Source organism: Monashia sp. HAY1-11D, from assembly GCF_056868035.1.
On sequence record NZ_CP200320.1, the window covers coordinates 411,476 to 430,750 of the forward strand.

Here is a 19,275-nt window from a genome sequence, read left to right on the forward strand (position 1 = left end):
GCCCTCATCGGACCATCACCACGCCGACGGCGGTCAGCGCCAGCTGGAGCAGTGACAGCGGCACGAGCCACACCCAGGCCAGCCGCTGCAGCTGGTCCTCCCGCATCCGCGGCCACGAGACCCGCAGCCAGATGACGACGACGGCGACGAGGAAGCCCTTGAGCAGGGTCCACAGCCAGCCGAGAGGCCCCTCGAGCGGGCCGGCCCAGCCGCCGAGGAACAGCACGGCGAACAGCAGCGAGAAGACGACGATGCCGGCGTACTCGGCGAGCAGGAAGAAGGCGAACCGCAGGCCGGTGTACTCGGTGAAGGCCCCGAAGACGATCTCGGAGTCGGCGACCGGCATGTCGAACGGCGGGCGCTGCAGCTCGGCGAGCGCGGCGACGAGGAAGACGACCATGCCCGGCAGCTGCCAGAGCAGCCACCACGGCGACCACGCCTCGGCGATGCCGACGACCGAGAGTGTGCCGGCCGCGAGCGCGACCGACGCGACCGACAGCACGAGCGGCAGCTCGTAGGAGACGAGCTGCGCGGCCGCACGCATCGCGCCGAGCAGCGAGTACTTGTTGGCCGAGGCCCAGCCGGCCATGAGCGTGCCGACGACGCCGACGCCGACGGCCGCGAGGACGAGCACGACGCTGGCCTCGACGTCGGCCCCGACGACGTCCGGCGACAGCGGTACGACGGCCAGCGCGACGAGATAGGGCACGAGCGCGACGAACGGCGCGAGGCGGAACACCCACCGGTCGGCCCGCGCCGGCGTGACGTCCTCCTTCTGGACGAACTTGACGCCGTCGGCGACCAGCTGGGCCCAGCCGTGGAACCCGCCGGCGTACATCGGCCCGAGCCGGCCCTGCATGTGTGCCATGACCTTGTGCTCGGTCTGGCCGACGAGGAGCGGCAGCACGAGGAAGGCGACGAGCACGGCGACGGCACGCAGCACGACCTCGAGCCAGGGGGCGAGCGTCATCGCGGACCCCACTCGGGTCCGGGCACGCCCGGTGCCTGCACGCGGCGGCGACCGGGGGCGCGGGCGCTGTCGTGGCCCTCCCCCGGCTCCTTGGCACCCGGCCACGGCTTGGACGCGCGGGCCGCCAGCACGAACGACTTGCGCAGCGGCGTGCCCTCGAAGCCCTCGGGCAGCAGGAGCGGGCGCAGCCCGAGCCCGGTGCCGTCGTCGAAGCCGTCGAAGTCGATGCCGAACATCTCGTGGGTCTCGCGCTCGTGCCACGCGGCGCCCGCGAAGACCGGTGTCAGCGAGGGGACGGCACGTCCCTCGGGCGCGCGGGTGCGCACGAGGACGCCGGTGGCCGCGCCGGGCCTCGACGGGTCGAGCAGGTGGCACACGACGTCGAAGCCGGGTGCGTCGTCGCGGTCGGTCTCGTCGACGGCGGTCAGCCAGTCGAAGTACCGGTAGCCCTGCTCGCGCAGCTCGAGGACCGCGCCGGCCCAGTCGTCGACCGGGACGTCGCGCGGGTCGGCGGTGATCATCGGCCGGCCCCCGTCGTCCCACCGGTACCGGACGTACCGGACGTGCCGGACGTGCCGGACGTGCCGGACGTGCCGGACGTGCGGGGGGTGGCGGGTGCGCCGGCGCCGGACGGGCCGCGACCGGATGCGCCGGGCCCCCGGCGACGCGGGCGCGACAGCAGCGGTCGGCGGACGTCACCGGCGCTGGCGACGCGGTTGCCGGCGTACCGGCCGCGGATGCGCTGGGCCGAGAGGCGCTCGTCGGCGATCTGCTCCTGGAGGCGGATGATGCCGTGCAGCAGGGCCTCCGGGCGCGGTGGGCACCCCGGCACGTAGACGTCGACGGGCACCACCTGGTCGACGCCCTTGGTGACCGAGTAGGAGTCCCAGTACGGGCCGCCCGAGTTGGAGCAGGCACCGAAGGAGATGACGTACTTCGGCTCGGGCATCTGGTCGTAGAGGCGGCGGATGGCCGGGGCCATCTTGTCGGTGACGGTGCCGGACACGACCATGAGGTCGGCCTGCCGCGGACCGGGCGCGAAGGGGATGACGCCGAGCCGGATGAAGTCGTGCCGTCCCATCGACGCAGCGATGAACTCGATGGCGCAGCAGGCCAGCCCGAAGTTGAAGACCCACAGGGAGTAGCGCCGGCCCCAGTTGAGGACGACCTTGACCGGACGCGGCGCGTACGCGCCCAGCACGCCCATCTGCACCGGGGCCTGCGCCGACGGGACGGTCGGCATCGGCAGGTCCACGGGACCTCCCGGCTCGCGGGCCGCCATCACACCCACCTCAGGAGGCCGCGGCGGGCGGCGTGCGCGAGACCGAGGACGATGACGCCGATGAAGACGCCCATCTCGACGAGGCTCGCCCGGCCGATCGACGCGTCCCGCAGCACGAGCGCCCACGGGAACAGGTAGATGGCGTCGACGGCGAAGACGACGTAGAGGAAGCTGAAGACGAAGTAGCGCACCTTGGTCTGGGCCCAGCCCTCGCCGACCGGGTCGACGCCGGACTCGTACGTCGTCAGCTTGGCCGCCAGCGGGGCGCGCGGGGCGAGGAGCCGGCGGGCCAGCATCGCGGCGGTCACGAGGACGACGCCGGCGGCGAGCACCGCTGCGACGGCCACGTACCCGGACATGTCGGCCAGCCTATCCATGCCGGCAGTCGAGCGGCACGGTGCGGGTGCGCGCCTCGGTCCGATTGGGCGGGTCCACGTTCTGGCACCTGCACAAACTGCGCCCGTGTGCGACATAGCATGGAAGAAGCCCGCCGCGCGCTGCCCCGGGCCGTGGATCGTAGGAAGTTCGAGGACGTCGCAGAGCATGAGCACCAAGAAGGTCCAGCAGCTCGACCGCGTGGTCATACGGTTCGCCGGGGACTCCGGCGACGGCATGCAGCTGACCGGTGACCGCTTCACGTCACAGACCGCGCTGCTCGGCAACGACCTGTCGACGTTGCCGAACTTCCCCGCCGAGATCCGCGCACCCCAGGGCACGCTGCCCGGCGTGTCCAGCTTCCAGCTGCACTTCGCCGACCACACCGTCCTGACACCGGGCGACGCGCCCGACGTCCTCGTGGCGATGAACCCCGCGGCGCTCAAGGCCAACCTGCGCGACCTGCCGCGCGGCGCCACCCTCATCGTCAACACCGACGAGTTCTCGAAGCGCAACCTGTCGAAGGTCGGCTACACGCAGAACCCGCTCGAGGACGGCTCCCTCGCCTCGTGGCACGTGCACCCGGTGGCCCTGACCTCGATCACGGTCGAGGCGCTCGCGTCCTTCACCGACCTGACCCGCAAGGAGAAGGAGCGGGCCAAGAACATGTTCGCCCTCGGTCTGCTGTCCTGGCTCTACACGCGGCCGATGGACGGCACCGAGGCGTTCCTCAAGGGTAAGTTCGCCGACAAGCCGGAGATCCTCGAGGCCAACCTCGCCGCGCTGCACGCCGGGTTCAACTACGGCGAGACGACCGAGGACTTCGCCGTCGCCTACGAGGTCGCCCCGGCCCGGATGCGCGCCGGCACGTACCGCAACGTCACCGGCAACGTCGCGCTGTCGCTCGGTCTCGTCGCGGCAGCCCACCGCGCCGGCCTGCCGCTCTTCCTCGGCTCCTACCCGATCACGCCCGCCTCCGACATCCTGCACACCCTCGCCGGTCTCAAGCGCTACGGCGTCGCGACGATGCAGGCCGAGGACGAGATCGCCGGCGTCGGCGCGGCGCTCGGGGCGAGCTTCGGTGGCGCGCTCGGCGTCACGACGACCTCCGGCCCGGGCCTGGCGCTCAAGGCCGAGACCATCGGCCTCGCGGTCTCGCTCGAGCTGCCGCTCGTCATCTGCGACATCCAGCGCGGTGGGCCCTCGACCGGCCTGCCGACCAAGACCGAGCAGGCCGACCTGCTCCAGGCGATGTTCGGGCGCAACGGCGAGTCCCCGGTGGCCGTCGTCGCGCCTGCCACGCCCGCGGACTGCTTCGACGTCGCCCTCGAGGCCGTCCGCATCGCCACGACCTACCGCACCCCCGTCATCGTGCTGTCCGACGGCTACCTCGCCAACGGGTCCGAGCCGTGGCGCCTGCCGCGGACGGCGGAGCTGCCCGACCTCACCGTCGAGCACGCCACCGAGCCCAACGCCACCGACGCCGCGGGCGCCCCGGTCTTCCATCCGTACCTGCGCGACCCCGAGACGCTCGCGCGGCCGTGGGCCGTGCCGGGCACGCCGGGCCTCGAGCACCGCGTGGGCGGCATCGAGAAGGCCGACGTCACGGGCAACATCTCCTACGACCCCGACAACCACGACCACATGACGCGCCTGCGCCAGGCCAAGATCGACGGGATCGCCGACACCGTCGCGCCGCTCGAGGTCGACGACCCGTCCGGCGACGCGGACGTCCTCGTCCTCGGCTGGGGCTCGACGTACGGCCCGATCGCCGCCGGCGTGCGCGAGGCCCGTGCGCGGGGCGCCCGGGTCGCCCAGGCCCACCTGCGTCACCTCAACCCGTTCCCCGCCAACACCGGCGAGGTGCTGCGCGGCTACGACCGCGTCATCGTCCCCGAGATGAACCTCGGCCAGCTGGCCCTGCTGCTGCGCGCGAAGTACCTCGTCGACGTCGAGTCGCACACGTCGGTGCGGGGCCTGCCGTTCCAGGCCCGCGAGCTGGCCGACGTCGTGGCCGCGGCCTCCGCGTCGACGCGCCCCGCCGCCGGCGCGGGCGACCCCGCCGGTGCCGGTGCGGCCGGTGCCGTGGGCGCCGCCACCCCTGACGCCCACGGGAACGGCACGGCCCACGGCACCGACGCACGCGTGAAGGAGACCGCGAAGTGAGCATCGACCTCGGCATGCCCGCCCTCGGCACCGCCGGCGTCCCGCGCCTCGGCGAGGGCGAGGCCCTGACGAAGAAGGACTTCACCTCCGACCAGGAGGTGCGCTGGTGCCCGGGGTGCGGCGACTACGCGATCCTCGCCGCCGTGCAGGGCTTCCTGCCCGAGCTCGGGCTGCGCCGCGAGAACATCGTCTTCGTCTCCGGCATCGGGTGCAGCTCGCGCTTCCCGTACTACCTCGACACGTACGGCATGCACTCGATCCACGGCCGCGCCCCCGCCATCGCCACGGGCCTGGCCGCCACGCGCGAGGACCTCTCGGTATGGGTCGTCACCGGTGACGGCGACGCCCTGTCGATCGGTGGCAACCATCTCATCCACGCGCTGCGCCGCAACGTCAACCTCAAGATCCTGCTGTTCAACAACGAGATCTACGGGCTGACGAAGGGCCAGTACTCGCCGACGTCGCAGGTCGGCCAGGTGACCAAGTCGACGCCGCTCGGCTCGCTCGACACCCCGTTCAACCCGGTGTCGCTCGCGCTCGGCGCCGAGGCGAGCTTCGTCGCCCGAACCATGGACTCCGACCGCCAGCACCTGACGGCGGTGCTGCGCGCGGCGGCCGAGCACCGCGGGTCGGCGTTCGTCGAGATCTACCAGAACTGCCCGATCTTCAACGACGGCGTCTTCGACGTCCTCAAGGACCGCACCGAGGCCGCGGCTCGCATCCTGCACCTCGTCGACGGGCAGGAGGTCGGCACCGCCGAGAGCGTCGTCGTGCGCGACGACCGCGGCTCGCTGTCGGTCGTGCCGCGCGCCGAGGCGGACCCCGCGCGGGTCGTCGTCCACGACGCCGGAGCCACCGACCCGTCGGGTGCCTTCGCCCTTTCGCGCCTCGACTCCCCCGACCTCGGCCACGTGCCGATGGGAGTCTTCCGCAACGTCTCGCGCCCGACCTACGACGACCGGCTGCGCGAGCAGGTCGCCTCGGCCCGCACGACGCCGGTCACCGACGCCGACATCGACACCCTCCTCGCCGGCCGCGACACGTGGCCCGTGGGCGAGCCCACGACCGCGTGAGGTCGCTGCACGCCGCCTCGCCGGGCCGGCCGTGAGGTCGCGCCCGTCCGGGCTTCCGTCTGGGGGTCTTTCTGCGCGACGGCCCGTGGCGGCCCGCGCAGGTGGGCTCGCGCTCGGCTCTCCCGAGGGCGAGACCGGCCGGGGCACCGTCCTCGGGTTCGCGGCGTACGGCCTCTGGGGACTGTTCCCGCTCTACTTCGACGCGCTGCGCCCCGCAGGCGCCTGGGAGATCCTCGCCCACCGCATCCTGTGGACCCTGCTGGTCTGCGCGCTCGTCCTGCTCGCCCGCCGCGACGTCGGCTGGGTCGCTCCGCTGCTGCGTCGGCCCCGGCTGCTCGTCGGGCTCGCGGTGGCCGCGGTGCTCATCGCCGTCAACTGGGTCGTGTACGTGGCCGCCGTCGTGGCCGGCAACACGAGCGAGGCGGCCCTCGGCTACTTCCTCAACCCGCTCGTCACGGTCGCGCTCGGTGTGGTCGTGCTCCGGGAGCGGCTGCGGGCGCTCCAGTGGGCGGCCGTCGGCATCGGCGTCGCGGCCGCCGTGTTCCTCGGTGTCGCGGGCGGACACGTGCCGTGGGTCGCCTTGGCCCTGGCCGGCTCGTTCTCCCTCTACGGGCTGACGAAGAAGAAGCTCGGGGCGAGCCTGGAGGCCCTGCACGGGCTCACCGTCGAGACGGTCGTGCTCGCGCCCATCGCCGCGGTGACGCTCGGGCTCGTCGCGGGCCACGGCGGCCTCGCGTTCGGCCACCACGGTGCCGTCCACACGACCCTGCTCGTGCTGTCCGGTGTCGTCACGGCAGTTCCGCTGCTGTGCTTCGCCGCCGCGGCCCGGCGCGTCCCCCTCGTGACGATCGGCCTCATCCAGTTCATCACCCCGGTCATGCAGCTGCTCTGTGCGGTGCTCCTGCTCGGCGAGCACCTGCCGGCCGAGCGGTGGGTGGGCTTCGGCATCGTCTGGGTGGCCCTGCTGCTCCTGACGACCGACTCCCTGCTCAGCGTCCGGGCCACGCGACGCGCCACCCGGGCCACCCGGGCCACCCGGGCCGGGGACGGTAGGGAGGCTCCCGAGGCCGTGCAGGCCACGGAGGCGACGGACGCCGGCGGTCGGGGGCAGGCTCGCGAGCCGCGTCCGGTGCCGGCCGACGACTGCCCCCGCTGACCCGACCCCGTTGCCGCGCCACGGCCCGGGCCGGGCGCGCATGATGGGGGGCATGACTGACGCGAGCCAGGCGTACCGGACCGAGCACGACTCGATGGGCGAGGTCCAGGTGCCCGCCGATGCCCTGTGGGGTGCCCAGACGGCCCGGGCCGTCGAGAACTTCCCGGTGAGCGGCCAACCGGTCCCGTCGGGCGTCGTGCACGCCCTCGCCCGGCTCAAGGCCGCGGCGGCGCGGGTCAACGCGGACCTCGGCGTCCTCGAGGCACCGATGGCCCGGGCCGTCGCAGCTGCCGCCGACGAGGTCGCCCGGGGCGAGCACGACGACCAGTTCCCGGTCGACGTCTTCCAGACCGGTTCGGGCACCTCGACGAACATGAACGTCAACGAGGTCGTCGCGCGCCTGGCCCACCTGTCCTCGGGACTCGGCGTGCATCCCAACGACCACGTCAACGCCGGCCAGTCGAGCAACGACACCTTCCCCAGCGCCCTGCGGATCGCCGCCACCGAGGCCGCCCTGACCGACCTGGTCCCGGCCCTCGAGCACCTCGCCACGGCGCTCGGCGACAAGGAGGCCGAGTTCGCCGACGTCGTCAAGCCCGGACGCACGCACCTCATGGACGCCGTCCCCGTGACCCTCGGCCAGGAGTTCGGCGGGTACCGCCGGCAGGTCGAGCTCGGCGCCGAACGCGTCCGGCACGCGGCCCGCGCGACCGCGGAGCTGCCCCTGGGTGGCACCGCCGCCGGGACCGGCATCAACGCCGCGCCGGGTTTCGCCGCGGCGGTCATCGAGCGGGTGTCGGCCGACATCGGGATCGAGTTCCGCGAGGCCGAGAACCACTTCGAGGCCCAGTCGACCCAGGACGCCGTCGTCGAGCTGTCGGGTGCCCTCAAGGTCGTGGCCGTGGGCCTGACGAAGATCTGCAACGACCTGCGGTGGATGTCCTCCGGCCCCCGAACCGGCCTCGGGGAGATCCACCTGCCCGACCTGCAGCCCGGGTCCAGCATCATGCCGGGCAAGGTCAATCCCGTCGTGCCCGAGGCGACCCTCATGGTGTGCGCGCAGGTCATCGGCAACGACGTCACCGTGACCACCGCGGGCGCGGCCGGCAACTTCGAGCTCAACGTCATGCTGCCGGTCCTGGCCAAGAACGTCCTCGAGTCGCTGACCCTGCTCGCCTCGACCGCGCGGCTGCTCGCCGACCGCTGCGTCGAGGGCATCACGGCCGAGGTGGAGCACGCCCGCGCGCTGGCCGAGGGCTCGCCGTCAGTCGTCACGCCGCTCAACCGGTACATCGGCTACGAGGCTGCGGCGGCCGTGGTCAAGCAGGCGGTGCGCGAGCGGCGGACGATCCGCGACGTCGTCATCGACCAGGGTCATGTCGCGGACGGAAAGCTGACCGAGGAGCAGCTCGACGACGCCCTCGACGTGCTGGCGATGACCCGTCCGCCGAGCCGGTCGTGACCACCGACGCTCCGGCAGGCGGCCTGACGCTCGGGACCCGGACGGGACGGCTCGTCGTCACCGCGGCGGTCCTCGGGTCGGGCATGGCCATGCTCGACGGCACGGTCGTCAACGTCGCACTCGTGCGCATCGGGCACGACCTGTCCGCCGACCTCGCTGCGCTGCAATGGATCTCGAACGGCTACCTGCTGGCGCTCGCGTCCCTGATCCTGCTCGGTGGCTCCCTCGGTGACCGTTACGGCCGCCGTCGCGTCTTCGTCGTCGGAGTCGTGTGGTTCACGCTGGCCTCCGCGGCCTGCGGCCTGGCCCAGTCCCCCGGCCAGCTCATCGCGGCGCGGGTCCTCCAGGGCGTCGGTGGCGCCCTGCTCACCCCGGGCAGCCTGGCGATGATCCAGTCGACGTTCCGGCACGACGACCGCGCGAAGGCCATCGGCGCGTGGTCCGGGCTGGGTGGCATCGCCGCGGCCGTCGGCCCGTTCGTCGGCGGATGGCTCGTCGAGTATGCGAGCTGGCGGTGGGCGTTCCTGCTCAACGTGCCGCTCGGCGTCCTGACCGTGTGGATCGCCCTCGCTGCCGTCCCCGAGACCCGGGACGCCGAGGCCGACCACACCTTCGACGTCACCGGGGCGCTTCTCGCGACGCTCGCCCTCGGCGTCACGACCTACGCGCTCATCGAGCACGACTCCCTCGGTGCCGGCGGCACGGCAGGGGTCGCCGCCGTAGGTCTCGCGCTGGCGACCGCCTTCGTCGTCGTCGAGCGGCGCACCCGCCACCCGATGGTGCCTCCGTCGCTGTTCGCGTCGCGGCAGTTCAGCGCGGCCAACGGCATGACGCTGCTCGTCTACGCGGCGCTGGGCGCGGTCTTCTTCTTCCTCACCCTGCAGCTGCAGACGGTGCTCGGGTGGGGGCCGCTGCCGGCGGGCACGGCCTCGCTGCCCATCACGGTCCTCATGTTGCTGTTCGCGGCGCGCGGCGGTGAGCTGGCGGCGCGCATCGGTCCGCGGCTGCCGATGACCGTCGGTCCCGTCCTGTGCGGGGTCGGCACGCTGCTGCTCGCCGGCGTCGACGCGTCCTCGTCCTACTGGACCGGGGTGCTTCCCGGCGTCACCGTCTTCGGCGTCGGGCTGGTGCTGCTCGTCGCGCCGCTCACGGCGACGGTGCTCGCCGCCGCCCCGGACCGGTTCGCCGGCGTCGCGAGCGGCGTCAACAACGCCGTGGCGCGCGCCGGCAGCCTCCTCGCGGTCGCGGCGCTGCCCGCGGCCGTCGGGCTCGCGGGTGCGGACTACGCACGACCCGAGGTGTTCTCCTCCGGCTACCACTCCGCGATGCTCGTGTGTGCGGTGCTGCTCGTGGCCGGTGGCGCCGTCTCGTGGTTGCTCATCGCCGACGACACAGGGCTGGCGGACGCGGCCGAACCCGCGTCGCCCGTGACGCGGGTGGAGACGCCGGAGAAGGCGGCGGAGCCGGTGACGGCGGGACCCGCGACGACGCACACGGCGCGCGCGGCGCACCTCGCCCCAGCCGGTTGGTCGTGCTCGGGCACGCAGGGCTGCCCCGGCACCAGCACCGAGCGCGCGGACGACGCCGGGGTGGCCCGCGTCCACTAGGCCACCCCGTTCGACCCCGGGCGCTACGTCACTGCTCACTCAGACTGAGCACTGACGTATACACACCGACCCCCCACCGCCCCGGAGACACCCCCTCCCCGCGCTACGTCACTGCTCACTCAGACTGAGCACTGACGTATACACACCGACCCCCCACCGCCCCGGAGACACCCCCTCCCCGCGCTACGTCACTGCTCACTCAGACTGAGCACTGACGTAGCGACCGGGGTGCAGCGGGTGTCCGGAGGTGGTGCTCCGTCAGGTGCCGAGAACCCGCTCCAGGTAGGCGTTGGCGAACCGGCGCTTCGGGTCGACCCGGTCGCGGACAGCGAGGAAGTCGTCGAACCGCGGGTACTGCTCGCGCAGGTACTCGGCATCGCGGGTGTGCATCTTGCCCCAGTGCGGGCGGCCGCCGTGGTTGGTCGCGATGGCCTCGAAGGCGTCGAAGTAGGCGCCGCGCTCCTGCCGGTGGTACCGGTGGATCGCGACGTAGCAGCTCTCTCGCTCGTAGGCCGTCGACAACCAGACGTCGTCGGCGGCGGCCAGCCGGCACTCGACGGGGAAGGAGATGTGCTCGTCGTGGGTGTCGACCCACTCGCGCAGCTCGAGGAGCACCTCCCCGAGCGCTGCCCGCGGGAAGGCCCACTCCGACTCCATGAACCGCACGTCGCGAGCGGTGACGAACACGCGGTGCGACCAGTCGGTGTACTGCCGTTGCGACAGCGCCCGCGACGCGACGGCGTTGATGCCCCGCGTCGTGCGCGGCAGCCGGGTGGCGACGCGGTTGGTCACCTCGAAGAACCGGTTGCTCAGCAGGTCGTCGTCGAGCCGCTCCCGCCACGCTGGGAGCGGCTTGGGCGTCGTCCCCTCGGGCACGCGGTTGTTGCGCTTCGTGAGGGTGCGGTCGGTGTGCGGGAACCAGTAGAACTCGAAGTGGTCGTTCGTCTCGGCGACGACGTCGAGGTGGGCGAGCACGTCCGACAACGGCTCCGGCCTCTCGACGGCGTGCAGCAGGAACGCGGGCACGACCGCCAGCGTGATCTCGGTGACGATCCCGAGCGCACCGAGCCCGAGGCGGGACGCCTGGAACAGGTCGGGCTCACGGGTCGCCGAGCAGTCGACGACCGAGCCGTCGGCGAGCACGAGGCGCAGGGCGCGGATGCCCGCCGAGAGCCCCTGCAGACGAAGCCCGGTGCCGTGCGTGCCGGTACCCGTGGCGCCGGCGATGCTCTGCCGGTCGATGTCGCCGAGGTTCGGCATCGCGTACCCGAACGCAGCGAGCTCGTCGTTGAGGACGTGCAGCGGCGTGCCGGCGCGCACCGTCGCCTCGCCGCGCGTCGCGTCGATCGACGTGATGCCGGACAGCGCCCCGAGGCGCAGCTGGACGCCGTCGGTCACCGCGACACCGGAGAACGAGTGCCCGGCGCCTATCACCTTGACCCGCAACCCGCGGTCCGCGGCGCGGAGCAGCTCGTCGGCGACCTCGGCCTCGCTGCGCGGCGTCGCGACCCGGGCCAGCCGGGTCGACTCGGTGCCCGACCAGTTCGACCAGTCGACGCTGCGCACGACGCGCGGCGCGTTGTCAGCCAAAGCACTGCCCTTCCCCACGGTAGGTCGCGGCCCGTCCGACGACCTCGTCGCCGCGGGCACTGCTGACCAGCACGAACTCGGTGAACCGCTCGGCCAGCTCGCCCGCCTTCGCGTGCCGGAACCACACCCGGTCACCGAGGCCGAGCGCATCGGCTCCCGGCCCGCGCAACGGTGTCTGCACCTCCCCGGTGCCCTCCCGACGCTCGAGCCGCAGGCCCTGCTCCTCGAGCAGCTCGGGGACCCGCGACCAGCCGGGCGGGCCCGAGGCGACGTAGCCCCCGGCGAATCCCGTGACGACGCCGTCGGTTGGCCGCCGCACGACCGCGGTGCCGAAGAACGCCGCCGGGGTCAGGTCGAGGGCGTCGTAGGCGTCGAAGAGCGTCGGCGCGTAGAGGCCGGACCCGGCGGCGAGCTCGGTGAGCGCCGCGTCGCGGCCCGTCAGGTGCAGGCTGCCGGTGCCGCCGCCGTTGACGAACTCGAGGTCCGTGAGGGCCCGGGTGGCCGCGACCACCTCGCCGCGGCGGGTGCGCAGCTCGCGGTCGGACAGGCGCTTCATCCGGCGCACCGCAGGCGAGGAGTCCGGCAGCCCCGCGATCTGAGCGTCGTAGAACATGAGACCGACGACGACGAGGCCCTGCTCGAGGGCCCGGCGCACGACGACCTCGACGTCGCCGGCCGTCCGCAGCGGCGACCGGCGCACGCCGAGGTGGGCCGGCCCGACGCGCAGCGACGCGTCGACGTCCACGGCCACGCGCAGGCCCCCGTGGCCGGGCACCTGGCGGGCCAGGAAGTCCACGTGCTCGACGCTGTCGACCATGACCGTGACGGCCGCTCGCAGGTCCGGGTCGCCCGCGATCTCGGTGAGGGCCTCCACGTCGACGCTCGGGTAGGCCACCAGCACGTCGTGCTGCCCCGACCGCGCCCACCAGACCGCCTCGCGCGCGGCGTAGCACATGAGGCCGGCGAAACCGTCGCGCTCCAGCGCCCGCTCGATGAGCGGCCGGCACCGCAGCGACTTGGTGGCGACGCGGACGGGAAGGCCGCCCGCGAGGGCGACGAGCACCGACGCGTTGGCGTCGAACGCGTCGACGTCGACGACGGCGAGCGGGTAGGACAGGCCGGCGGTGGCAGCCGACAGCCGGGACGCCGTGAGGCGGGTCCGTCGCCCGCCCGACCGCGGCGCGGCGGCCCGGCCCGGGGGCGACGTGGCAGCCCCGGCAGCCTCGTGCGGAGGCGGCGCCGCGGCCCGCTCGGAGGCCGACGCGTCGGGCAGGGAGGGGTGGCCGCTCATGCGCGCACCCTACCGAGCGTCACCTCACGACCGGCGCCGGACGTCACCCCGCGCGCTCGACGACCGACAGGGCCAGGGCCTGCAGCGCCGCCTTGGCGTCGCTGTCCGGCAGGGGGTCGAGCAGACGCTGGGCGTCCCGGGCCACCGCGACGGTCTCCGCGCGGGCCTGGGCGAGGCCGGGGTGGGCGCGCAGCAGGGCCAGCGCCTCCGCGACACCGGCGTCGTCGTCGGACAGGTCGGCATCGAGCAGCTCGAGCAGCCGGGCGTCCTCGGGTCGCGACGGGTCGGCCAGGGCCCGGGCCCGCAGGACCGCGAGCGTGTCGACGCCCTCGCGCAGGTCGGTACCCGGCGTCTTGCCGGACTCCCCCACCTGCGACTCGATGTCGATGAGGTCGTCCGCGAGCTGGAAGGCGATGCCGACCTTCTCGCCGTACAGGCGCATCGTCTCGGCCGTCTCGGCCGAGCCGCCGCTGAACATGACGCCGTAGCGCCCGGCCGTCGCGATGAGCACGCCGGTCTTGTCGGCCAGGACGCCGAGGTAGTAGTCGACGGGGTCCACACCGGCCGGGCAGGCCTGGTCGTCGCGGATCTGCCCCGCGCACAGTCGCACGAACGTCTGCGCCTGGATGAGGACCGCCTCGGCCCCGAGCCCCGCGACGAGCTCGGAGGCCTTGCCGAAGAGCAGGTCGCCCACGAGGATCGCCGTCGAGTTGCCGTACGCGACGTTGGCCGAGACGACCCCGCGGCGCATCCGGCCCTCGTCCATGACGTCGTCGTGGTACAGCGAGGCGAGATGGGTCAGCTCGACACCGGCCGCGGCCCGGACGACGTCGTCGTTGATGCCCTCACCGAGCTCGGCGGCGAGCAGCGTCAGCAGCGGCCGGAACCGCTTGCCGCCCGCCTCGAGCAGGTGCCCCGACGCGCGCGCGATGAACGGGTCGTCGTGGTCGACGACCTCGCGCAGGAGGGCGTCGACCCGCTCGAGCCCGTCGCGCAGGTCACTCGCGAGCTTCCGGCGTGGCCCCCGGGATCCCGAGGACCGGCGGCGTGGCGTGCGTCGTCATCGGCTCCCGCTCACCGCACGAACTGCGACGCGCGGTCGGCCAGGTCGAGCAGGGCCGACGGCAGCACGCCGAGGGCGAGGGTCACGAGCGTGCCGACCGCGATGGAGAACGTCGTCGGCATCGACGGCGTCATGACCTCCACCGAGTCGTCCGGCGCGTCGCTGAAGAACATGAGGACGATGACGCGCGCGTAGACGAACACGGTGATCGCGCTGCACAGCACGCCGACGACGGCGAGGACCGTGCCGGTGGCACCGCCCGTCGCGATGGCGGCCGCGAAGACACCGAACTTCGACACGAAGCCGCTCGTCAGCGGGATGCCGGCGAAGGCGAGCATGAGGAACGCGAAGGCGGCACCGGCGACCGGGTGGCGACGCCCGATGCCGGCCCACTGCGACAGGTGGGTGGCCTCGGTGCCGTTCTGGCGCACGAGCGAGACGATGGCGAAGGCCGCGATCGTCGAGAAGCCGTAGGCGACGAGGTAGAAGAGCACCGAGCCGACACCGGCGCGGTCGAAGGCGAGGACGCCGACGAGGATGAAGCCGGCGTGCGCGATCGAGGAGTAGGCGAGCAGCCGCTTCATGTCGGTCTGCGTCACCGACAGCACGGCCCCGACGACCATGGTCAGGAGGGCCACGATGACGATGGCGTTCTGCCACTCCCAGCGAGCGGTGTCGAGGCCGACATAGGCCAGGCGCAGGATCGCGCCGAAGGCGGCGGCCTTCGTGGCCGCGGCCATGAAGCCGGTGACCGGCGTCGGGGCACCCTGGTAGACGTCGGGCGTCCAGGCGTGGAACGGAACCGCACCAACCTTGAACAGGAGGCCGACGAAGACGAGGAACGCGCCCGGCAGGAGCAGGCCGTTCATCTCCAGCGGACCCGTCGACACGGCCCGGGAGAGGTCACCGAAGTAGACCGAGCCGGAGTAGCCGTAGAGCAGCGCGGTGCCGAAGAGGAAGAACGCGGAGCTGAACGCGCCGAGGAGGAAGTACTTCAGCGAGGCTTCCTGGGACAGCAGGCGGCGCCGGCGGGCCAGGCCCGAGAGGATGTACAGCGGCAGCGAGAGCACCTCGAGGGCGACGAACATCCCGATGAGGTCGTTCGTGGTCGGGAACAGCATCATGCCGCCGATGGCGAACATCGTCAGGGGGAAGACCTCCGAGGTGAGCGCGCCGACGCGGACGGCCGCGGTCTCGTACGACGAGCCCGGCGTCGACGCACCGCTCGGCGTGAACGCCTCCGGGCCGACGCCGCCGAGGCGCTCGGCCATCGTCAGCACGCCGAGGATGCCCATGAGGACGATGGCACCCTGCATGAACAGCGCCGGGCCGTCGACCGCGAGGGCGAACAGCTGGTGGGAGGTCGCGCCGTCGACGAGTCCGAACGTCAGGCCCTGGTGGCCGGCCGCGGCGACGACCGCGACGGCCGCGGCGACGAGCCCGGCGACCGCGAGCGACACCTGGACGACGTGGCGGCTCGAGCGCGGCGCGAACGCCTCGACGAGCACCCCGACGATCGCCGTGCCGAAGACGATGAGCATCGGCAGGACGGCCAGGTAGTCGACCTGCGACTGCTGGAACGCGGCGGGAAGCGTGGTCAGCGCCAGCGGGGCGGCGGCGGTCACTTCGAGCTCCCTTCGGCCAGCGTGCCGGCCGGGTTGAGGGACGGGTCGGCGGTCTTGACGACCGTCAGCGTCTTGTCGACGGCCGGGTTGATGACGTTGAGCGCGAGGTTGGGGTAGAACCCGAGCACGAGGAACGCCGCGAGGATCGGGAAGGCGACGACCTTCTCGCGGGTCGTCAGGTCGCGCACGAGCGACAGGCCGCGACGGCCGTTCTCGTCGAGGCGCGAGTGCTCCCGCTCACCGACGACACCCTCGGGCTTCGGCCCGGTCATGACCTTCTTGTACATGAGCAGCATGTAGAGGGCGGCCAGGATGATGCCGGTCGTGCCGAGGACCGCGGCGACCGGCTGCGTCGGGAAGCTGCCGACGAGGACGAGGAACTCCGAGACGAAGCTGGCCAGGCCCGGCAGCGCGAGACCCGACAGGCTCGCGACGAGGAAGATGCCCGCGAGGCCCGGCGTGACCCGCTGCCACCCGCCGAAGTCGGGGATGCGCTTGCTGCCCCGGCGCCGCACGAGCATCGCGGCGAAGAGGAACAGCGCCGCCGTCGAGAACCCGTGGTTGACCATGTACAGGTTCGAGCCCGCGTGGCCGGTCGACGTGAAGGCGAAGATGCCGAGCACGATGAAGCCGAAGTGGCTGACCGACGTGTAGGAGATGAGCCGCATGACGTCGGTCTGGCCGATCGCGAGCAGCGCGCCGTAGATGATCGAGACCACCGCGAGGACCACGACGACCGGGGTGGCCCAGCGGCTCGCGTCGGGGAACAGCTGGAGGCAGAACCGGATCATCCCGAAGGTGCCGACCTTGTCGAGGACACCGACGAGCAGCGTCGCCGTGGCGGGTGTCGACTCGGTGGCGGCGTCGGGCAGCCAGGTGTGCACGGGGACCATCGGGGCCTTGACCGCGAAGGCGAGGAAGAAGCCGACGAAGAGCAGTCGCTCGGTGGTCGGGTCCATGTGCAGGCCCGTGAGGCGCTCGACGAGGAAGCCCTCGGCGCCGCCCGGGCCCTGGATGCCGAGGCCGATGACGGCCACGAGCATGACGAGACCACCGGCCAGCGAGAAGAGGAGGAACTTCATCGCGGCGTACTGCCGGCGCGGGCCGCCGAAGCGCCCGATGAGGAAGTAGACCGGGATGAGCATCGCCTCGAAGAAGACGTAGAAGAGGAACACGTCGGTGGCGGCGAAGACCCCGACCATGAACGTCTCGAGCACGAGCAGCAGCGCGAAGTAGGTCTTGACGCGCTGGGCGCCTCGCGGGCCGACCTCCTCGGGCACGTCGTGCCACGCGGCGAGGATGCACACCGGCGTGAGGACGAGCGCCATGAGGATGAGCACGAGGGCGATGCCGTCCACGCCGAGGGCGTAGCTGACGCCGAACTGCGGGATCCACGCGTGCTGCTCACCGAGCTGGAACTGCGCCGAGCTGCCCCGGTCGAACCGCAGCGCGGCGACGATGCCGAGCACGAGCGTGAGCACCGAGGTGCCGAGCGCGATGCGCTTGGCGGTCTCGGCGCTACCGGGCAGGAACGCGACGAGGAGCGCGCCGACGAGCGGCACGACCACGAGGATCGTCAGCCACGGGATGTCGGACAGGCTGGTCGTGACGGTCGTCATCAGGAGATCACCCACAGTGCACCGAGGATGGCGACGACGCCCGCGAGCATCGTCAGGGCATAGGAGCGCGCGAAGCCGTTCTGCAGCTTGCGCAGGCGGGCGCTGGTCCCGCCGACGAGCGCGGCGAGGCCACCGGCCGCACCGTCGACGCCCTTGCCGTCCGCGAAGACGAGCGAGCGCGTCAGGTGCAGGCCGGGACGCATGAGCAGCGCCTCGTTGACCTGGTCCTGGTAGAGGTCCTGGCGGGCCGCCTGCGTCAGCAGGCTGCCGGCCGGCGCCGTGACGGGGACGTCCTCACGCCAGTAGCGCAGCCAGGCGAGCGCCAGACCGGCGGCGATGAGCACGAGGGTGAGGACGACGAGCACCAGCGGCGGCAGCACCGGGTGGGCGTTCTCGGGCTCGGCGCCGGTGACCGGCTCGAGCCAGCTCGTGATGCCGCCGGTCACGCCGAGGGCCAGACCGAGGAACGCCGAGCCGACCGCCAGCACCATCATCGGGACCGTCATGAGCAGGCCCGACTCGTGCGGGTGCACGTCGTCGGTCCACCGCTTCTTGCCGTGGAAGGTCATGAAGAACAGGCGCGACATGTAGAAGGCGGTGATGCCGGCGCCGACGAGCGCGGCGAGGCCGAAGACCCACGGCCGCCAGCCCTCGCCGATGAACGCGGCCTCGATGATCTTGTCCTTGGACCAGTAGCCCGAGAACGGGGGCACCCCGAGGATCGCGAGCCAGCCGAGCGCGAACGTGGCCCACGTGATCTTCATGGCGCCCGAGAGCCCGCCGAACCGGCGCATGTCGACCTGGTCGTTCATGCCGTGCATGACCGAGCCGGCGCCGAGGAACATTCCGGCCTTGAAGAAGCCGTGCGTCAGCAGGTGGAAGATGGCGAACGCGTAGCCGACCGGGCCGAGGCCGGCGGCCAGCATCATGTAGCCGATCTGGCTCATCGTCGAGGCCGCGAGGGCCTTCTTGATGTCGTCCTTCGCGCAGCCGACGACCGCCCCGAACAGGAGCGTGATCGCGCCGACGATGACGACGACGAGCTGGGCCGTCGGGGCGGCCTCGAAGATCGGGGCCGAGCGCACGACGAGGTAGACGCCGGCGGTGACCATCGTCGCCGCGTGGATGAGCGCGGAGACCGGCGTCGGACCGGCCATCGCGTCACCGAGCCAGCTCTGGAGCGGGAACTGCGCCGACTTGCCGCACGCGCCGAGCAGGAGCATGAGGCCCATCGCCGTCATGAAGCCCTCGTTCGCGTTGCTGCCCGCCGCCCCGAGAACCGTCGTGAAGTCGACGGCGCCGAAGTGGAAGAACATCAGCATGATGGCGATGGACAGGCCGAAGTCGCCGACGCGGTTGGCGACGAACGCCTTGTTGGCCGCGGTGGCGTAGGCGGGGTTGTGGTTCCAGAACCCGATGAGCAGGTAGGACGCGAGGCCGACGCCCTCCCAGCCGACGTAGAGCAGCAGGTAGCTGTTCGACAGGACGAGCAGGAGCATCGCCGCGACGAAGAGGTTGAGGTAGGCGAAGAAGCGACGCTTGTCGGGGTCGTGCTCCATGTAGCCGATCGAGTACACGTGGATGAGCGAGCCGACGAACGTGATGAGCAGGACGAAGACCATGGACAGCTGGTCGACGAGCAGGCCGGCGTTCACGTGGAACGAGCCGGCGGCCACCCAGTCGAACAGGTTCACCGACTGTGCCCGGTCCTCCGTGCCGCGGCCGAGCATCGCGAAGAACACGAGGGCCCCGACGACGAAGGAGCCCCAGGACAGGACGGTCGCGAGGACCGGTCCGACCTTGTCGGTGCGGCGTCCGCCGAGCAGGAGCAGCGCCGCGCCGAGCATCGGCAGCGCGACGAGCAGCCAGGCGGCCGACGTGATGCCGGTGGCGGCGTGCGCCTCCCCCTCGTGGGCGGCGAGGCCCGCGTACGTGCCCAACGAGCTCGAGTGGCCCGTCAGCGTCTGGACGAGAGTTCCCATTCGGTCCGGCGCTC

General features: G+C 72.5%; 14 protein-coding genes and 1 pseudogene. 5 read left to right on the forward strand and 10 right to left on the reverse strand.

Translation table 11 applies throughout. The features are described 5' to 3' along the window. Window positions 1-4: 4 nt before the first annotated feature. The 4 genes and pseudogenes from nuoH to AC1VM9_RS01795 form a co-directional block, all read right to left on the reverse strand. On the reverse strand, window positions 5-970 hold the full coding sequence (nuoH, locus tag AC1VM9_RS01780; protein ID WP_481341869.1) for an NADH-quinone oxidoreductase subunit NuoH: 966 nt from the start codon (window positions 968-970) through the stop codon (window positions 5-7). Continuing rightward, window positions 967-1,491, reverse strand: a complete 525-nt coding sequence (locus AC1VM9_RS01785) for an NADH-quinone oxidoreductase subunit C (protein ID WP_481341868.1) — start codon at window positions 1,489-1,491, stop codon at window positions 967-969. The genes nuoH and AC1VM9_RS01785 overlap by 4 nt, the downstream gene beginning before the upstream one ends. A 146-nt stretch (window positions 1,492-1,637) precedes the next feature. Next, window positions 1,638-2,252, reverse strand: a pseudogene (locus tag AC1VM9_RS01790) (NADH-quinone oxidoreductase subunit B); the annotation flags it as partial. Further along, the gene (locus AC1VM9_RS01795) at window positions 2,252-2,611 is read right to left on the reverse strand and encodes an NADH-quinone oxidoreductase subunit A (protein ID WP_481341866.1); all 360 of its coding nucleotides are present in this window, start codon (window positions 2,609-2,611) and stop codon (window positions 2,252-2,254) included. The gene AC1VM9_RS01795 and the pseudogene AC1VM9_RS01790, both read right to left, overlap by 1 nt. 184 nt (window positions 2,612-2,795) lie before the next feature. Here AC1VM9_RS01795 and AC1VM9_RS01800 point away from each other — a divergent pair, with 184 nt between their 5' ends. The 5 genes from AC1VM9_RS01800 (at window position 2,796) to AC1VM9_RS01820 (ending at window position 10,091) form a co-directional block, all read left to right on the forward strand. Next, window positions 2,796-4,793 carry a 2-oxoacid:acceptor oxidoreductase subunit alpha gene (locus AC1VM9_RS01800; protein ID WP_483120836.1) on the forward strand — a complete coding sequence of 666 codons (1,998 nt, stop codon included), beginning with the start codon at window positions 2,796-2,798 and terminating at the stop codon, window positions 4,791-4,793. Then, entirely contained in the window at window positions 4,790-5,866 is a 1,077-nt protein-coding gene (locus AC1VM9_RS01805) for a 2-oxoacid:ferredoxin oxidoreductase subunit beta (protein WP_483120838.1), read from the forward strand. Before AC1VM9_RS01800 ends, AC1VM9_RS01805 begins: the two co-directional genes overlap by 4 nt. 85 nt (window positions 5,867-5,951) lie before the next feature. Further along, the gene (gene rarD / locus AC1VM9_RS01810; protein ID WP_483120840.1) at window positions 5,952-7,022 is read left to right on the forward strand and encodes an EamA family transporter RarD; all 1,071 of its coding nucleotides are present in this window, start codon (window positions 5,952-5,954) and stop codon (window positions 7,020-7,022) included. 52 nt (window positions 7,023-7,074) lie between these two features. Further along, entirely contained in the window at window positions 7,075-8,484 is a 1,410-nt protein-coding gene (locus tag AC1VM9_RS01815; protein ID WP_483120842.1) for a class II fumarate hydratase, read from the forward strand. Next, window positions 8,481-10,091, forward strand: coding sequence for an MFS transporter (locus AC1VM9_RS01820; RefSeq protein ID WP_483120844.1), 1,611 nt, complete (start codon window positions 8,481-8,483; stop codon window positions 10,089-10,091). The genes AC1VM9_RS01815 and AC1VM9_RS01820 overlap by 4 nt, the downstream gene beginning before the upstream one ends. Before the next feature lie 258 nt (window positions 10,092-10,349). Here the strand turns inward: AC1VM9_RS01820 and AC1VM9_RS01825 are convergent, their stop codons facing one another. The 6 genes from AC1VM9_RS01825 to nuoL form a co-directional block, all read right to left on the reverse strand. Next, the gene (locus AC1VM9_RS01825; protein WP_483120846.1) at window positions 10,350-11,681 is read right to left on the reverse strand and encodes a D-arabinono-1,4-lactone oxidase; all 1,332 of its coding nucleotides are present in this window, start codon (window positions 11,679-11,681) and stop codon (window positions 10,350-10,352) included. Then, window positions 11,674-12,972, reverse strand: coding sequence for a type III PLP-dependent enzyme domain-containing protein (locus AC1VM9_RS01830; protein WP_483120848.1), 1,299 nt, complete (start codon window positions 12,970-12,972; stop codon window positions 11,674-11,676). The genes AC1VM9_RS01825 and AC1VM9_RS01830 overlap by 8 nt, the downstream gene beginning before the upstream one ends. A 43-nt stretch (window positions 12,973-13,015) precedes the next feature. Continuing rightward, on the reverse strand, window positions 13,016-13,969 hold the full coding sequence (locus tag AC1VM9_RS01835) for a polyprenyl synthetase family protein (RefSeq protein ID WP_483123947.1): 954 nt from the start codon (window positions 13,967-13,969) through the stop codon (window positions 13,016-13,018). A gap of 77 nt (window positions 13,970-14,046) precedes the next feature. Next, window positions 14,047-15,660, reverse strand: coding sequence for an NADH-quinone oxidoreductase subunit NuoN (nuoN, locus tag AC1VM9_RS01840; RefSeq protein ID WP_481340786.1), 1,614 nt, complete (start codon window positions 15,658-15,660; stop codon window positions 14,047-14,049). Beyond that, window positions 15,657-17,279 carry an NADH-quinone oxidoreductase subunit M gene (locus AC1VM9_RS01845; RefSeq protein ID WP_483120850.1) on the reverse strand — a complete coding sequence of 541 codons (1,623 nt, stop codon included), beginning with the start codon at window positions 17,277-17,279 and terminating at the stop codon, window positions 15,657-15,659. The genes nuoN and AC1VM9_RS01845 overlap by 4 nt, the downstream gene beginning before the upstream one ends. Continuing rightward, entirely contained in the window at window positions 17,279-19,261 is a 1,983-nt protein-coding gene (nuoL, locus tag AC1VM9_RS01850) for an NADH-quinone oxidoreductase subunit L (RefSeq protein WP_483120852.1), read from the reverse strand. Before nuoL ends, AC1VM9_RS01845 begins: the two co-directional genes overlap by 1 nt. Window positions 19,262-19,275 lie beyond the last annotated feature (14 nt).

What these genes read in the sequence shown, in the direction of transcription:
- nuoH (WP_481341869.1), bottom strand. Translation starts at nt 970, where the DNA reads ATGACGCTCGCCCCCTGGCTCGAGGTCGTGCTGCGTGCCGTCGCCGTG.
- AC1VM9_RS01785 (WP_481341868.1), bottom strand. Translation starts at nt 1,491, where the DNA reads ATGATCACCGCCGACCCGCGCGACGTCCCGGTCGACGACTGGGCCGGC.
- AC1VM9_RS01795 (WP_481341866.1), bottom strand. Translation starts at nt 2,611, where the DNA reads ATGTCCGGGTACGTGGCCGTCGCAGCGGTGCTCGCCGCCGGCGTCGTC.
- AC1VM9_RS01800 (WP_483120836.1), top strand. Translation starts at nt 2,796, where the DNA reads ATGAGCACCAAGAAGGTCCAGCAGCTCGACCGCGTGGTCATACGGTTC.
- AC1VM9_RS01815 (WP_483120842.1), top strand. Translation starts at nt 7,075, where the DNA reads ATGACTGACGCGAGCCAGGCGTACCGGACCGAGCACGACTCGATGGGC.
- AC1VM9_RS01830 (WP_483120848.1), bottom strand. Translation starts at nt 12,972, where the DNA reads ATGAGCGGCCACCCCTCCCTGCCCGACGCGTCGGCCTCCGAGCGGGCC.
- AC1VM9_RS01845 (WP_483120850.1), bottom strand. Translation starts at nt 17,279, where the DNA reads ATGACGACCGTCACGACCAGCCTGTCCGACATCCCGTGGCTGACGATC.
- nuoL (WP_483120852.1), bottom strand. Translation starts at nt 19,261, where the DNA reads ATGGGAACTCTCGTCCAGACGCTGACGGGCCACTCGAGCTCGTTGGGC.